The organism is Paenibacillus sp. FSL W8-0187, from assembly GCF_037969755.1.
Lineage (GTDB): Bacteria > Bacillota > Bacilli > Paenibacillales > Paenibacillaceae > Paenibacillus_AQ.
In genome coordinates, this window is record NZ_CP150206.1 from 7,201,894 (window position 1) to 7,216,792 (window position 14,899).

The window sequence follows — 14,899 nt, forward strand, 5'->3', positions numbered from 1 at the left end:
CCGGGAAGCTGTTTATTTACAGTCCGCTAATGCAGCCTCCAAACGGCCCTTATGTATCGAGTAAGGTTTTCGTGCCCCTTCTTTACGCAATACGCCTTCAGACACCAGTTGATTAATGATCGGCGTTACGGTTTCCCGGATACTCCCTGCCATGCTTGCCAGCTCCTGATGGGTCAGTTCAATCTCTAGAGGTATCCAATCTTGCATACGCTGCGTACCCGACGGGAATTTGGCGACCAGCTTACGGAACAAGAAAAGCAGCCGCTGCCGCACGCTCCCGTAAGCCATATACCCCAGCAGTTCTTCAACTTCCTTCAACCTGGTCGTTACGAGCTCAATGTACTTTAAGGCAAGGTCCGGCTTTTCACTGATGATCTTTCGGAATTGCCAGCCCTCCATTTCACAAATGACGGAGTCTTCCATCGTGACAGCAAACATGGCCGCGCCCGCATGAAAGGATGTCATCTCCCCAAACAGATGCCCCGCGCCCAAAATATCAAGCGTCAGCTCCTTCCCTTCTTCCGTCAGCTTGTAGAGACGCACCTTTCCTGATTTTACGATGTACAGCACTTTTGGCTCCATATGAGGAGAGGCCACCACGGTACCCTTGTTTCGAGTTTCAAGCGGCGTTACATGATTCAACTGCACCAGCTCTTCCTCGCTAAGCCCGTTAAACAGATCCATTCTGGATAAGTACTTTACCATCTCCATACCGCTTCCCCCTTTCCCTTTGTATTCTGGACTACATACTCCAGCATTTCTTGGCGTGTAAACTAACCCTGAAGCGGAATCAGCCGCCAGAGAAAACAAAGGAGTGATGTTCAAATGGAGCCGCTATGGATCATTTTGCTTCAATGTATATTGATCGGAATGTTTACCCTTTCCGCATCGTTTAAGTTTCTACGTACCCGTTCGATGGTAGCACACTGGACCGAATACCGGTATCCCTCTTGGGGTATGTTCGCTATTGCCGGTCTGGAAACAGCAGGGATCGTCCTAATGATATCAGCATTCTGGGTGCCGGAGAACAAGATCTATGCTGCTTCTCTATTTACGGTTCTAATGGTAGGAGCTATTCATGCCCATCTGGTGCGAGCCAAGCATAAACCCATCATGGCCCTGAATGCAATGCTCATGCTGGTGTTGTCTGTTATCCTTATTTTTAAATAGCGGTACGGTTGAATATGAATACAGCCCCCTAGGCTTCTGTACATACGCCGACAAAAAGAGGCTCCCCATCTGTTGTTACAGACAATGAGCCTCTTGAGTTTCTTCTAATCGCTATCCTTATGTTATTTCACCCATTTATCCAGAAGCGGCCCTTCCTCTCCAAAGACAGGATCCGTATCCGGAACAGGCACGCTTCGGATTTCGTTGATCGCCTGCGCGCGATCCGTCGGGTTCCGCTCCCTCATATTTGGCGTATTCCCTTCGGGATAGGCACCAACCACTTCAAAATCAGGGGTGCTGGTGAGCTTCATATGTGCAGTGCCCGCCGGCAAAACAATCACATCACCGGTAGCAAGCTCTAGCCGTTCTCCTGCATCGCCGCCCACAAGAACGGTCGCGCTTCCAGACCGTACACCCAGGACCTCATGTGTGTTGCTGTGATAATGATGGTAATCGTATACGCCGCCTGCCCAGCTTCCGCTCCAGTGATGCCGGTTGAAGGCAGCCTCCAAGCCGCTCGGGTCATCCGCGAATACTCCATTGTATACAATGACCGGCAGATCGGGATTATTCGGAACCTCTCCATCATCCTTCACGAAAAATGATCGGACATGTACCTCCACGGTCATCCGCTCCTTTCAACTCATTGATGCACTCGTAGTACCAGTACCCGGGACGAGCCGTTTTCAAACCGAGTTGTCCAAAATAAATGTTATGGAGAACGGTCAAAGCGAGTTAACCGTTCTTTGTGGTATCATGTCCGAGCCGCCCATCATGGCCTCCGCAATCATCAGGAAATCCTCTCGTTTGATTTCCAAATGCCCATAACGAAAGGCATAGCCCCAATTTCGCTTCCCTCGCGTAAAGCTAAGCTGGTCCAATAGGCAGGCTATTTTGACTTCCTGACCGGGAATATACCGGATATCCCGGCGCAAGGGGACGAATGATGCCGTCATTTGATACTCGTAAACTCGATCATTCACAACCTGGCCCATGGCTGTAAAAGCTTGGAGTGCCTCCCCAGACCTCAATTCGGTGCGCGGGGAATAATAGATCAGCCAATCTCCTTCGCGCATACGCCGTAGTGAAGCCGATTTACCGTGACATAGTTGGGCGAATCCCCCTTCCATCCCCAATTTCACATGCGATTCGGATACCACTCCAATCCAATAACGGGTCCGCTCTTCTAATTGCTCCAACACATCCTGATAGTCCACGATCTGACGTTCCATCATACACGCTGCTGCTCCAAGGCTTGTTTCAACCGGTCTAGCTGCCGGACATGATGCCGATAATGCATCTCGATGAGCAAAAACCACTCTTGGGCATGCAATCCTCCGAAACTCGGATGGGGGACGGTATGCTGCAGGGATGCCTCTCCAAGCATTGGCTCGGTTTGTCTCATTCGTTGGACGACAGTATCCAAACCTTGAATCAACTGCTCTTTCGTTGCAGGCTGCTCCGGGGTATATTGGGGAGACGGCGGAACCTGAATACGGATGGGAGGGAAACTGCCCTGTCCGAATATTGCCATACCTACTTCCGTTTTTCCCGCTGAAGAGACTGCTGCATCCTCAATCGGGTTTAAACATAACTCAATATTTCGCAGATGCATGGATAACGCGGATTGAATCAAGTGCTGATACATTTGCCCGATCGACCACTCGTCCTCTGCTTGTCTGTACTTTAATTCCTCCATGCTGAAACCATCCAGCTCCTGTAGATACACCTGCACCGTCTCTTCAAACCGCTGCAATGCTTCCGTTGTATTCATATCTACCACTCCCATGAATCGTCTTTGTACCGAATATACAAAAACGCTACTGACAACGTCATGTCAGTAGCGTTTTAACATCTTTTCCGCCTCGTCGCGGATCCGGTCACGGAGGGATTCCGGCTCAAGGACAACGACGTTCGATCCCCAGCCGAGCACCCACTGCATAATCTCCTCCGGCCGGCGAACGCGGAAGCTCATAAGCAACCCGTCCTCGCATTCTTCCAATGTCTCCATGTAATAATTACCTGATTCCTTAACTCGATCCGCAATATCGGGACTTGCCAGAACCCGCACCCGCAGGTTACGGTCATCCGGAGGTCGATAGTCCTCCAAGTTAAAATCCGGCGGCATCTCAAAACGCTCGTCAAGGACCGTCAGATCCTTCATGCGGGACAGCCGAAAATGGCGGATGCCTTGCCGGAGGTCACACCGGGCAACTAATGTCCATGAACCTTGAAGAAATGCCAGTCCGTAAGGAGCTGCAGAGCGAAAGCTCTTTCTGTCGCCTTGGGAGTCGGGCATCTTCTTCATATAATGGAATTCTATCTTACGCCCTTCCAGTATGGCTCGGCGAACCACTTCAACATAGTCCTTCTCTTCTTCTGAAGTTGTCTTGTTACCGGGAGTAATCAGCCGCATGGTCTTCCGAACACGCGAAGCATCGGCGCGGACAGGCTCCGGCAGAATAGACTCTATCTTTTTGCGGGAAGCCTGAGCCTTCAAACCATATCCTTTGTCAAAGCGTTGTTCGATGAAATCCGTTCCAATGAGCAGCGCCACGGCTTCCTCCGCCGTGAACATGACCGGTGGCAGAAAATACCCCGCCATTAACGAATACCCTTGCCCGGGAGCTCCCATCACGGGTACGCCCGCTTCGCTAAGGGCCTGAATATCCCGGTAGATGGTCCGGACGCTCGTCTCGAATATGGATGCCAAATCTTCGGCCCGCACAACCTTTCGCTGCTGCAGCTCAAGCACGATAGCCAGCATCCGGTCTGTCTTGTTCATGCTGCTGTACCTCCCGTTCCATTATTAAAGCCGGTGCTCTATTATTCTGCAAACAGCGAAACCAGTCAAGAAGATTAGCTTAAACCTCTCCCCAGTACACCTTCGTCTCATAATCAAAAAACACGCAGCCAGCCTGCTCATTCCGTTCATATATCGTCCGCAGTTCGTTCATCATCGGCTCGTAGTTCGGATGCCCTGACAGCGGAGCGTAAGAGGACGAGTGCAAACGGCCGCATAATCCCTCATAATCAAACGTCTGCCGATTGAAGAATTTCGCCTCCTTCATGTCCCCCGCCTGGAAAAAAACAGCCAGCGTTTCGTGCGCAATATTCTTCTGATCCACTACTTTATAATCGGTGCCATAGGTAAGGAGCAGCTGCTCATACGCTTCCAGAAACGGCGTTCCCTGCGTGAGCCTGGAATTCCAGATCAGGGCAACCTTCCCGCCCGGTCTCAGGATCCGCCGGAATTCCGATTGGGCGGCATCACGGTCAAACCAATGAAAAGCCTGGGCGCTCACGATATGATCCACGGATTGATCAGGTAGTCCCGTCACTTCGGCTGAACCCGTAACCATCCGAAAGCCGGGCTCGCCTCCAAGGTCCGACTCGGCAGCTTCCCGCATCGCCTGATTGGGTTCCACGGCAGTCACTCGGCTCCCCCGCTTCAACAGCAGCTTCGTGAAGATCCCCGTCCCGGCCCCAATGTCGGCAATCTCGCCGTCCAATCCTACCGTATCATACAAATAATCCATGACCTCTTGCGGATAACTCGGGCGATACTTCGTGTACGAATCGACGCGATTCGAAAACCGTTCCTTGCTGTTCATCCTAACCACGCTCCCATCAAGATATAAGCGAAATCCAGACAACGACGATTGTAGTTTCATTAGATGAAACTTAATTTCATTTTTCAACTCCATTTTATAGCAACGCTCGCTAATTAGCCAGCATTTATTGCCTAACACCTAACCAGATCGGCGGGTGCCTCATTTTGAGCACTTACAATACAGAAAACCCCGCATTCGCCTGGACAGGTGAACCGGGGTTATTTGGGATTCAATTAGAACGGACTGCCTGTCGAGCTGAGTCGTGATTGTCGTCGCCGCCACCTGCAAAATATGTTACAGCAAACAGGCTGACGAAACCTGACGCGAAGTTGTATCTAGGGCTCATACTCGCTCAGCTTCCCCTCATAGATCAGCTGCAGGCGCTCGCTTTGGCGAAAATCGTCCGGCGTCACCAAGGCGGGCAGCTTATCCCATAGCCTGACTCCGGACCGCTGCAGAATCTCCGCCACGAATTGCGAACAAAAGTAGGAATTGCTGAATTCGATCGGTTCCTTTAGCGCGATGCCCAGGACGCCCAATATATTATAAAAATACTTTTTGTCCTTTCGGATAAAAGCCTGCAGGACCCGCTTCATTTTCGCGATGTCGCGTTCCGACACCTGAAGCTCATAGATGACGCACGTCGTGTTGGGATATTTGCTGAACGTTCCCGTCTTCAAATCCTCCTTCACGAATCCGCCGTTCAGAGGATTGTTCGGATTCTTCCTCCCGAAGCTATATAACTCCGACAACTCCCGGTTAAAGGATATCGAAGCGTGGTTGTAAGGTGCTCTCGTGTAGCCCTGAATGACTTTCGTAAAGAGCGTGCCGGTATTGGTAAGCAGTATAAAGACCGAGCGATCATCTACCATTTACGAAATTTCCCCTTATCCGTATTGAATTATTCCTTCATAATAACATATGATTCCTTTAGTAGAACAAGAATGATACCCGTGACAAGTTGGTGATGATAGGCATATGGACAGCTCGCTTTTAACCTTAATCCTGATATTCTCCGTCTTATCGGTCATCCAGCTCCTCTATTACGTGATGAGCAAGACGCAGCCGAATATCGACTATACCGAAGTCGGATTTCGCATCAAAACCTGGTGGGGCATGCTGGTCATCTTCTGCTTGGCGACACTTCTGAATCCCGTGGTTTCCCTGCTATCCCTCATGGTGCTAACCTTCTTTACACTCAAAGAATATTTCTCGATGATCAAAACACGAAAAGCCGATCGTCGTTTATTTCTGTGGGCGTATTTAACCATACCCGTTCAATTCTATTGGATCTATATCGAGTGGTACGGGATGTTTATCGTGTTTATTCCGATCTATGTATTCCTGGTGCTGCCGCTTCCGCGGCTGATCAACAAAGGCACCGTCGGATTCATGCGCAGCGTCAGCTCGACCCAATGGGGCCTGATGCTCATGGTGTTCGGTCTCAGCCACCTGGCCTATTTCCAGTTTGCCACGCCCCAGTATGGAGCAGGGCTCGTGCTGTTTCTCGTCGTTTTAACGCAGCTGAACGATGTGGTGCACACGCTCGCCTCCCTCTATTTTGGCAGACGAAGAATTGTGCCTACCTCCAACCCAAATCTGACTTGGGAAGGCTTTGCCTGCGCGTTTATCATTACCACCGTAAGCTCATATCTTATCTATCCGTATCTGACGCCGCTCAGCCCGACGTTTGGCCTTCTGTCCGGCATGCTCATCAGCCTCGGCGGCTTCTTCGGCAGCTTGACGGTTTCGGTGCTGAAGCGCGATTTGTTAATCGGAGATGACGGGCGGTTCGATGCCTTGAAGAAAAGCTATCTGAGCCGGGTCGACAGCCTGACCTATACCTCACCGATTTTTTTTCATTTCATCCGTTACTTCTATGACTTTATGTAGTACCTCAGATAACCACAGGTATACAAGCCATAACCATGCGAGCTTAGGCTCAACTTGGTTATGGCTTTTGTCAGATATAGATTTCCGTGCCAAATCGCTTTAACCTCCTAAAATATAGAAAGTTGAACCAAAACAGAGACTGCTCTTGAAAAGCATCTATGTATTCGTTTTCTTGCTCCATAGAGCGGTTTTACATTTAGGAGCCAATTACGATAGTTTATTACATAGGGTGTCATATGGGTTTATATGGAATGAAAGGTTTTAAATGGAGATGATATTATCCCTTTATACCTGGATTTTGTCCCTTGACATTGCTTGCTATAGAAAAAGCGCATACCTAATCCGAGTCCCATAGAGTAGGCGCACCATACTGGTCTTCACAAAGAGAGACAGAGAAGAGAGGAGTGAGGAGTTTGCAGTACTTTTTTTATGGATTAGCCAGCGTATTCCTTGTGTTTCAAACCTTGTATACGTTCATCCCGCTGCTATGCAGCAAGGTGAAGAAGCTGAATCCTGGTCTCGCCGAAAAATCAATCTCTGTGCTCGTCCCCGCTTACAATGAGGAGCTGACGATTCGGAATTGCATCGATGCCATGGCCGGCTTGCATTACAGCAACTATGAAATCATGATCATCAACGATGGCTCCAAGGATGGGACGTTATCCGCGCTTGACGAACTCCTGGATTTGGAGCCGGATGGCAGGATGGCAGACAGTAAACTGACTTATAAGCCGATAAAAGGATTCTATCGCTCGCATCGATACCGCCATATTTATGTTATCGACAAGGTGAATGGCGGAAAAGCGGACTCGCTGAATGCAGGCATCGATTATGCCGCTTCCGATATCGTGATCACCCTGGATGCGGACAGCATGCTGGAAGCCGACTCGCTCAAGTACGTGAATCAATACTTTCACGATGACGAGATCATTGCGCTGGGCGGTACCGTCAAAATTGTACAGGGTGCCGTGCGGGATAAGAACGGTGCCATCATTGAGAAGTTTCGCGGAAAAGGGCTCATCAAGAGCCAGATCATCAATTATACGCACGGCTTCTACGTCCGCAAACTCACGCAATCGTATTTTAATTCGATCGTAGTGATTTCAGGCGCTTTTGGTGCCTTCTATAAAGACGTTCTCGTTCATGTTAACGGCTTCCGCAGCACGGTGGGGGAGGATATCGACATTACGCTGAAAATCCACGAGTACATCAAAGCCAATCAATTGAAGAAAAAACTCGTCTACGCCCCTGAAGCGGTATGCTACACCGAATGCCCGGAGAATCTCCCCAACTTCTATAAGCAGCGCATTCGCTGGCAGAAGGCGTTTATTGACTGCATCCTCATCTATTGGTCCAGACTGTCCCGGAAATTCAGTGTCAGCGTGAGCCTGTTCTTTGCGATAGACGGGTTTATGCTGGGGACGCTCTCGGCGTTTACGACGATATTTTATCTGGGGCAGACGCTGATCGTTGGCGGGAACATCCTGCATGCGATCATCTTCCTGCTGATGAGCGTGCTGCTGAATGCCGCACAGATCATCATCGCCCTGTACTTATGCCGCAAATATGGCAGTACGTATACGTTCTCCGATTATGTGAAGATGTTCTTGTTCAGCCAAGCGGAGCTGTTAACCTATCGGAATTTGCTGCTGTACATTAACATTGCGGGGACATTCAAATATTTTGACAATGATGAGGGCTGGGGCTTCGTGGAGCGTAAAGGCGTGGCCGCCATCAGCCAGAACATTGCTGCAGGATCGAATTAACTTATGGTGAAGGAGGCTGCCTGAAACAGCATGGTTCCCAATAAAAGAATTATCTATGTCGATATTCTAAGAATTCTATCCATTGTTGCCGTCATTATTCTGCACTACACAGCGGAGGTGCTGACCAGCACCAACGATTTTAATTCCTCCTCCTGGTGGATCAGCAACGGGTTCAACTCCATATCCCGCTTCGCCGTACCGGTCTTCTTCATGATCAGCGGAGCGATGATCCTGCGCACGAAGATTACATCCTACCGGGAGTTCTATACCAAGCGCGTCGTACCGCTGCTCATTCCCCTCCTGACCTGGTCGCTTATCTATGGCTTGTACAATCAATACTATCTGATGCGAAGCAAGCTGAATGCCTATGAGTTCGTTGTTGACTTCGGGTATCGGCTGCTGACCGACCGGAATTATGTGCATCTGTGGTTCCTGTACGCCATTATAGCCATCTATATGACGGTGCCGCTGATGAGCAAATTCATCAAATCCTGCAGTGAGAAGGATCTGCGGTATTATCTGCTCCTCTGGTTCATCGTCAGTATTGCCTATCGCTTCATCTCGGATGCCGTATTCCGTGCAACGGATCAATACATCAACATTCCGATCATGAACATCCCATTCTTCATGGGCTTTCTCGGCTATTTTATCCTGGGGTACTATCTATTCCATTTTGAACTACCGCTCAAGGCAAAAAACATACTATACAATCTGGGCATCATCTCGTTTTTTATCACGCCGGTAGCCACCTATTTTGTCTCGCTGCGCAGCGGTGTCCTGGATGAGATGTTCTACGGCAACTATTCCGTCACCACCTTCTTCATGGCTGTCGGGTTGTTTATCTTCTTTAAGGAGAAGGAGGCCAAGATCAGCGATCAAGTGAACCATAAAATCCAGAAATTGATCAGCTCGGTCTCCCGGGCCAGCTTCAGCATCTATCTGATTCACCTGCTGGTCGAAATGATGTTATCCGGCCGAACCGAGGTCGAGGCCACGTTTCTGGAGGCCTCCCTCAGTCTGATCGTGAATATCTCCATCATCTTCGCCATCAGCTACATCACCGTCAAGGTACTGAACCTAAGCAAAACGGCAACCTACATTCTATTCGGCGGGCGGGGTTAAAGGACGATGAGAATCACGATATATACGAAAATATTCATTGTTGTGCTGCTTGCGGGCATGGGTCTCTATTTCTATCAGATCTCCGCGGCGCAAGAGCGGAAAATCACGGCGGTATACGTGGAGGCCTGGCAGGATTACCGAAACATCAAGCTATCGGAGAAAGGCGTGGACATCGCGTTCATCGCTTTTGCCAAGATCAAAGGAACGGATCTCTATTTCCATGAAGACAGCACGACCAACAACCAGATCAAAGAAAACATCAAGCAGTTGAAGGCAGCCAATCCGAAGACCCAAATGGTGCTGGCCGTAGGTGGTTACGGTGCAGATGGCTTCTCCGACGCTTCGCTGGACGGCAACCGGTACCTCTTCACCGAGAGCATCATCAACCTGGTCAAGGAACTGGATTTAGACGGCGTGGATATCGACTGGGAGTATCCGGCGTTCCATGCCTGGAACACGCAGAAGGCCCGCCCGGAAGATACGAAGAATTTCACCAGCCTGATGAAGGAACTACGGGAGAAGCTGTACAGGCTGCCTCACAAGAACAAGAACTATCTGCTGACGTTCGCCTCTGGAACCCAGGACTGGTATTTCCAAAATGTCGAGGTCAAAAAAGTGGAGAAATACGTGGATTACATCAACGTCATGTCCTATGACCTGACAGGCAAGTGGTCTGACACCACAGGCTTTAACTCCAATCTGTATGTGGACAGCCAAGGGAAATCCAAACACTCCATTGATGGAATTATCTCGATGTATCTGGACCATGATATCGACAGCAAGAAACTGCTGCTCGGCGTGCCCGCTTATTCGTACGGCTGGAAAAACGTGAAAGAGGCCAAGGGTGCCAAAGACGGCCTCTTCGCTCCCGGGACGCCCATCGATATCGACAAGGTGAACCTCAATTATAAGCAGATCGAGAAAGCCTACCTGAACAAAAATGGCTTCAAGCGTTATTACGACAACAAAGCCAAGGCCGCCTACCTCTATAACGGCAATACCTTCATCAGTTACGAGGATAAAGAAGCCTTGAAGGAGAAGGTGGCGTACATCCAGAGTAAGAATCTTGGAGGCGCGATGGTCTGGCAGTACTCCCAGGACGCAGAGGACGGCATCGTGAAGTATCTGACGGAGCATTTGAATGAGAGGCAGCAAGCCGCCAAACGATAATATAAGGCATACAGTACCTTTTCTCAAAAAAAGCCGATGATCCTCACAGTCGAGTGCGGGTCATCGGCTTTTTATATTCTGTCAGCCCCTGCATGTGCTTGTTGCGGCCGATTCATCAATATTCTATATTTTCGTTTATCACATTTCACCAGTGATTCTTACAGCCTCTATGTGACTATAACGATTAAAATAAAGATCTTTGTCCTTTTTGATCCATCTGATCACGATATGACAGAAGAGAAAGAACCATAACAGAGCTGTAAGAAAAACCACTCCAATTACAAATAGGTTGGCTAGAAGATCTTCACCCATTTGATTAGAAAATATCTTCGATAATGATGAGAGCAATAAAGGCATATAAACAATGATGTAGCGTCGGCTCAAGCTTCCTAACCAGTTCCCCTTTTCCGGAAGTAATCTCATGCGAACGATCTTAGAACCCACCGTATGTCCTTTCCAAATCACAGGGATAACTACCATAACCACAAAGAAAACAATGGCAAAGATGATCTCGTCAACAAGTACTCCTGGTCTCTTCAGCAACCCGAATATAAAGCTGGTTATCACTCTGGCAATAATAATATTTAGAAGAACCTCCATGAGTTGGGCACCAAAAGTTGCTTTTCTCTGATTGTTAAAGAAGTGGCTTTGCTCACTAAGGGTTTCCCTCGATGGAATTAACACCAAAAACATGGGAGCGAGTATAAAGCCTAGTACAGTCCCCACCGTATTTGTCATCAAGTCATCTACATCAAATATACGATAGGGGCATTCAAAAAAGCCAAACAAAGCGGTTCGTTGGGTTATTTCAAAGAAAAGCGAAACACTAAATCCAATAAGAGCAGCATGAAACCATTTAGCTTTCCCCTTAATAAAGTACCTCAGAAAGACACCTAAAGGAAACAAAAGCAAAACATTAAAAAACATTTGATAAAAGGCCCGCGTCGTTAACAAGTCGATATAACTTGAAGGCACCGCCCAATGAAATCCGCTTTCACGTTGAATATCCCGTATAAATTGAAAAGGACGATTTTGAATAAAAATCGCGCCGGGATCAATCGAAGCACAATTATTCCGAGCACTGGGTATTGGAAAAATCACTAAGAAGAATGCACTTAATCCATAAAAGATAAAGCTTAAGATAAGTAATGTTCTCCAAAAGCTAAAGTACCCATGTTTACGGTACTGATAAACGGCCCATGGAAGCGTCAAAATGAAAGCTAATAAAAAACAAATGGCTATCGCAACGAAAATAGGCAATACATATGCTTGCATTTCATTCTCCCTTTCTAATAAACAAGCCGAGGAATATAATAACAGGAAATTTGAATGAATTTCAATCACTATATTCTTCCCAAATAATGATCCGTCATCCCAGTAAAACAATAATAGACCGTCTCTTTCTGCTCTGTTATAGATGTTGGGTAAGGTCTCTAACCATACGATGAAAGCCCATGGGTTGAAATCCATGGGCTTCCTAAATTCTTTATTTCCATATGCACCCGGCCCTCCCTCCTAGTGTTGCAGAGTGGGAGCGGGTCCTATTTAGTTCGAGCAACAATTTCATCCATAAAGCATTGTAATGTGCTCGTTACGTATGAATCTTTTCGCCGAATAAAAATAGTTGTGATTTCATGGTAAGGTTCAGGTAAGCTATGGCAGAATACGGCACCATTGGCAACCAGATCGGTAATGGATGATTCCGGGATAATCGTGATTCCTATTCCTGCAGCTACGCTGCCTATAATCGTCCCGAACGTTCCAAACTCCATGATCTGTTTAGGGATGATTCCCTCCACCTTCATCCAGCTTTCCAGTCTTTCACGATATCCGCAACCTTTATTGTATAGCAATAGAGGCCTTTTTGTTATTTCCTCCATAGAAAAGGTTTTTCCTTTGGTTACAAGCACTAACTTTTCCTGAATAACTTCAACCTGTTCAATTAATGGATGCCTAATGGGCCCTGTGACAAAGGCTCCGTCCAGCTTCATATCAATCACCTGTTGTAACAAAAAATCGGTAACCCCCGCTTTTAACGATAATTCAACATGGGGGTACTTACTATGATAAGAGGATAGAATATCCGGAAGAGCCATCACTGTCTCCACAATACCAATTTCCAGGATACCGGAGGGGTTCGATGTATCTTGAAACGTACGTTTCAGTTCTTCCATTCCGGACAAGATCGCCCTCGATTGTTCTAACAACCGCTTTCCTTCCGGGTTTAAGATCATCCCTCGCTTATGCCGATAGAACAATGGCGTCCGAAGCTCTTTCTCAAGCAGCTTAATTCTGGCCGTCACATTGGATTGAACGTAGTTTAGCTCCAATGCGGCTTTACTGACACTTCCATACGTAGCAACAGCCTGAAAAATTTTCAAATCATTAAACTCCAATCTAACCCCCCTGCTCTCTGGTACGTATTCACACCTGCGAAGTATCATTATAAATGATCATAAACTTTATTTTCAATCATTTTACTAAAGCCTTTCGCCCTCCTATGATGAGTTATACACAAACAAAGAGTTGGCAGGGAGAGAGACATTACATGCTAAAGAAACAAATCGTCATCGGGTCCATGCTATGCCTGATCGCAAGTATGTCATGGGGGGCTATGTTTCCTGTTGCACACATCGCGCTGCAGCAAATTGATCCATTCTATTTTTCGTTTATCCGTTATTTCGTCGTTGCCGTCATCCTCAGCGTGTTGCTGTGGATGAAAGAGGGGAGAGCCTCCTTTCGTCTGGAGGGAAGAGGCAAGACATTGTTGTTCTTGGGAACGATGGCATTTACGGTCTACAATATGTGCATTTTCCTTGGACAGCAGCTCATGGGTGAGGCAGGTGCTGTCGCAGCCTCCATTATGGAGTCGCTCATGCCGATGATATCCATTATGATCTTGTGGATCACGTCCAGAAAAACGCCGAATAAATACATGCTTAGAAGTGTAGCTATCGCGTTTGTCGGTGCTGTACTCGTTATCACCAACGGGAAACTTACCTTTTTTAAAATGGCTGGACAACATCTTGTTCCTTTATTTCTGATTTTTGTTGGGGTATTGGGATGGGTGGTGTATTCGATGGGTGGAAGCCGATTCAAGAATTGGTCGATCCTGCGTTATTCTACACTAACCTGCTTGCTAGGAAGCGCTATGTCCTTCGTTATCGTTACGCTTGGGTCCGTCTTTGATTTGATTCCTGTTCCAACATGGAACACGATTCTCTCGATTAAATATGAAATGTCTTTCATGATTTTATTGCCCGGGCTAGCAGCCTTGCTCTGCTGGAATCAAGGGATCAAATGGTTATCGCCGGTTAACGGCATATTATTTATTAATTTTGTTCCCATTACCACATTCGTTATTATGGCTCTTCAAGGCTACCAAATCAGCAATTATGAATTTTATGGAACGCTGCTCATTATCTTTGCCCTTGTACGAAACAATGCGTACCATAGGAAAACCATACGCGTTAATGATAACAGAGCTTATTCTGTTGCCCATGAGCCTAAAGATGAGATCATGGAGACTGCCCAGTAGATATAGGACAGCTCAGGCACTATAGCATATTAAGCCTGTTCCGGGGAATGCGCAATCCGCACCAGAATCTCAACGGCTTCCTTGATATCAAAATTCATAATCCCTCAGCTCCCTTTCCATCCATTCCATATGAATAAAAATCGATATTGACTTGGTGTTAACACCAAGTTGTACGATATTATGGCAACGGATTCCCTGTTGAAAAGAGGTGAACTTATGGGAGACACATTCTCCATCAAACAAGTGTCTGAACGAACCGGATTGACCGAGGATGCCATTCGCTATTACGAAAAAATCGGGCTCCTCCCTCCTCCCGAAAGGAAAGATAACGGCCATCGTGTCTATCACCTGGAGGATGCCGAGACTATGGAATTGATCATATGCCTGAAGAAGACAGGAATGTCGCTGGAGGATATGAAAGCCTATGTGCATCTTCCCTTTAAGGAAAATATTCAGTCCGTTCCGGAGCTGAACGCCATGCTCCAGAATTACCGTCAGAAAATTACCGTTCAAATTTCGGACCTGCAGCGCATTCTGCGGTTCATCGATGACAAGTTGATCCATAATCAGTCCCTGCTTAATCCCGATAGGACGACCAGCGAAGAATCTTAAGTATAGGAGAATTA

General features: G+C 47.5%; 16 protein-coding genes. 7 read left to right on the top strand and 9 right to left on the bottom strand.

Annotation, left to right across the window (positions count from 1 at the left end; translation table 11 throughout):
• Positions 1-12: 12 nt before the first annotated feature.
• Positions 13-711 (bottom strand): Crp/Fnr family transcriptional regulator, encoded by a 699-nt coding sequence (locus tag MKY48_RS32660; RefSeq protein ID WP_339292026.1) that lies wholly within the window; start codon positions 709-711, stop codon positions 13-15.
• A gap of 114 nt (positions 712-825) precedes the next feature.
• On the opposite strand from MKY48_RS32660, the gene MKY48_RS32665 reads away from it, so the two are divergent.
• The gene (locus MKY48_RS32665; RefSeq protein ID WP_339292027.1) at positions 826-1,170 is read left to right on the top strand and encodes a DoxX family protein; all 345 of its coding nucleotides are present in this window, start codon (positions 826-828) and stop codon (positions 1,168-1,170) included.
• Positions 1,171-1,292: 122 nt separating this feature from the next.
• Here the strand turns inward: MKY48_RS32665 and MKY48_RS32670 are convergent, their stop codons facing one another.
• From MKY48_RS32670 to MKY48_RS32695, 6 genes are all read right to left on the bottom strand, one after another.
• Positions 1,293-1,793 carry a cupin domain-containing protein gene (locus tag MKY48_RS32670; protein WP_339292028.1) on the bottom strand — a complete coding sequence of 167 codons (501 nt, stop codon included), beginning with the start codon at positions 1,791-1,793 and terminating at the stop codon, positions 1,293-1,295.
• A gap of 102 nt (positions 1,794-1,895) precedes the next feature.
• Positions 1,896-2,402, bottom strand: a complete 507-nt coding sequence (locus MKY48_RS32675; protein ID WP_339293574.1) for an EVE domain-containing protein — start codon at positions 2,400-2,402, stop codon at positions 1,896-1,898.
• On the bottom strand, positions 2,402-2,944 hold the full coding sequence (locus tag MKY48_RS32680; protein ID WP_213647507.1) for a DinB family protein: 543 nt from the start codon (positions 2,942-2,944) through the stop codon (positions 2,402-2,404). Before MKY48_RS32680 ends, MKY48_RS32675 begins: the two co-directional genes overlap by 1 nt.
• Before the next feature lie 63 nt (positions 2,945-3,007).
• On the bottom strand, positions 3,008-3,955 hold the full coding sequence (locus MKY48_RS32685; protein ID WP_339292029.1) for a YafY family protein: 948 nt from the start codon (positions 3,953-3,955) through the stop codon (positions 3,008-3,010).
• A 79-nt stretch (positions 3,956-4,034) separates the two neighbouring features.
• Positions 4,035-4,784, bottom strand: a complete 750-nt coding sequence (locus tag MKY48_RS32690; RefSeq protein ID WP_339292030.1) for a class I SAM-dependent methyltransferase — start codon at positions 4,782-4,784, stop codon at positions 4,035-4,037.
• Between the two features lie 335 nt (positions 4,785-5,119).
• The gene (locus MKY48_RS32695; RefSeq protein ID WP_339268913.1) at positions 5,120-5,656 is read right to left on the bottom strand and encodes a hypothetical protein; all 537 of its coding nucleotides are present in this window, start codon (positions 5,654-5,656) and stop codon (positions 5,120-5,122) included.
• 106 nt (positions 5,657-5,762) lie between these two features.
• Between MKY48_RS32695 and MKY48_RS32700 the strand changes: the two genes are divergently transcribed.
• The 4 genes from MKY48_RS32700 to MKY48_RS32715 all read left to right on the top strand — a co-directional run bounded on the left by MKY48_RS32700 (position 5,763) and on the right by MKY48_RS32715 (position 10,735).
• Positions 5,763-6,677 carry a phosphatidate cytidylyltransferase gene (locus MKY48_RS32700; protein WP_213647510.1) on the top strand — a complete coding sequence of 305 codons (915 nt, stop codon included), beginning with the start codon at positions 5,763-5,765 and terminating at the stop codon, positions 6,675-6,677.
• A 413-nt stretch (positions 6,678-7,090) separates the two neighbouring features.
• Positions 7,091-8,443, top strand: a complete 1,353-nt coding sequence (locus tag MKY48_RS32705) for a glycosyltransferase (protein WP_339292031.1) — start codon at positions 7,091-7,093, stop codon at positions 8,441-8,443.
• 30 nt (positions 8,444-8,473) lie between these two features.
• Complete coding sequence (locus tag MKY48_RS32710; protein ID WP_339292032.1) at positions 8,474-9,565, top strand: acyltransferase family protein; 1,092 nt, start codon at positions 8,474-8,476, stop codon at positions 9,563-9,565.
• A gap of 6 nt (positions 9,566-9,571) precedes the next feature.
• Entirely contained in the window at positions 9,572-10,735 is a 1,164-nt protein-coding gene (locus MKY48_RS32715; protein ID WP_339292033.1) for a glycosyl hydrolase family 18 protein, read from the top strand.
• Between the two features lie 138 nt (positions 10,736-10,873).
• Here MKY48_RS32715 and MKY48_RS32720 read toward each other — a convergent pair whose 3' ends face one another.
• Both MKY48_RS32720 and MKY48_RS32725 read right to left on the bottom strand, forming a co-directional pair.
• Complete coding sequence (locus tag MKY48_RS32720; protein ID WP_339292034.1) at positions 10,874-12,010, bottom strand: VanZ family protein; 1,137 nt, start codon at positions 12,008-12,010, stop codon at positions 10,874-10,876.
• 266 nt (positions 12,011-12,276) lie between these two features.
• On the bottom strand, positions 12,277-13,131 hold the full coding sequence (locus tag MKY48_RS32725; RefSeq protein ID WP_339268920.1) for a LysR family transcriptional regulator: 855 nt from the start codon (positions 13,129-13,131) through the stop codon (positions 12,277-12,279).
• Positions 13,132-13,283: 152 nt separating this feature from the next.
• On the opposite strand from MKY48_RS32725, the gene MKY48_RS32730 reads away from it, so the two are divergent.
• Both MKY48_RS32730 and MKY48_RS32735 read left to right on the top strand, forming a co-directional pair.
• Positions 13,284-14,273 carry a DMT family transporter gene (locus MKY48_RS32730; RefSeq protein ID WP_339292035.1) on the top strand — a complete coding sequence of 330 codons (990 nt, stop codon included), beginning with the start codon at positions 13,284-13,286 and terminating at the stop codon, positions 14,271-14,273.
• 216 nt (positions 14,274-14,489) lie between these two features.
• Complete coding sequence (locus tag MKY48_RS32735; RefSeq protein WP_339268924.1) at positions 14,490-14,885, top strand: MerR family transcriptional regulator; 396 nt, start codon at positions 14,490-14,492, stop codon at positions 14,883-14,885.
• Positions 14,886-14,899 lie beyond the last annotated feature (14 nt).

Coding starts and splice junctions, on each gene's coding strand:
- MKY48_RS32695 (WP_339268913.1), bottom strand. CDS start 5,656: ATGGTAGATGATCGCTCGGTCTTTATACTGCTTACCAATACCGGCACG.
- MKY48_RS32685 (WP_339292029.1), bottom strand. CDS start 3,955: ATGAACAAGACAGACCGGATGCTGGCTATCGTGCTTGAGCTGCAGCAG.
- MKY48_RS32680 (WP_213647507.1), bottom strand. CDS start 2,944: ATGAATACAACGGAAGCATTGCAGCGGTTTGAAGAGACGGTGCAGGTG.
- MKY48_RS32710 (WP_339292032.1), top strand. CDS start 8,474: ATGGTTCCCAATAAAAGAATTATCTATGTCGATATTCTAAGAATTCTA.
- MKY48_RS32730 (WP_339292035.1), top strand. CDS start 13,284: ATGCTAAAGAAACAAATCGTCATCGGGTCCATGCTATGCCTGATCGCA.
- MKY48_RS32715 (WP_339292033.1), top strand. CDS start 9,572: ATGAGAATCACGATATATACGAAAATATTCATTGTTGTGCTGCTTGCG.
- MKY48_RS32690 (WP_339292030.1), bottom strand. CDS start 4,784: ATGAACAGCAAGGAACGGTTTTCGAATCGCGTCGATTCGTACACGAAG.
- MKY48_RS32675 (WP_339293574.1), bottom strand. CDS start 2,402: ATGGAACGTCAGATCGTGGACTATCAGGATGTGTTGGAGCAATTAGAA.
- MKY48_RS32700 (WP_213647510.1), top strand. CDS start 5,763: ATGGACAGCTCGCTTTTAACCTTAATCCTGATATTCTCCGTCTTATCG.
- MKY48_RS32665 (WP_339292027.1), top strand. CDS start 826: ATGGAGCCGCTATGGATCATTTTGCTTCAATGTATATTGATCGGAATG.
- MKY48_RS32735 (WP_339268924.1), top strand. CDS start 14,490: ATGGGAGACACATTCTCCATCAAACAAGTGTCTGAACGAACCGGATTG.
- MKY48_RS32660 (WP_339292026.1), bottom strand. CDS start 711: ATGGAGATGGTAAAGTACTTATCCAGAATGGATCTGTTTAACGGGCTT.
- MKY48_RS32720 (WP_339292034.1), bottom strand. CDS start 12,010: ATGCAAGCATATGTATTGCCTATTTTCGTTGCGATAGCCATTTGTTTT.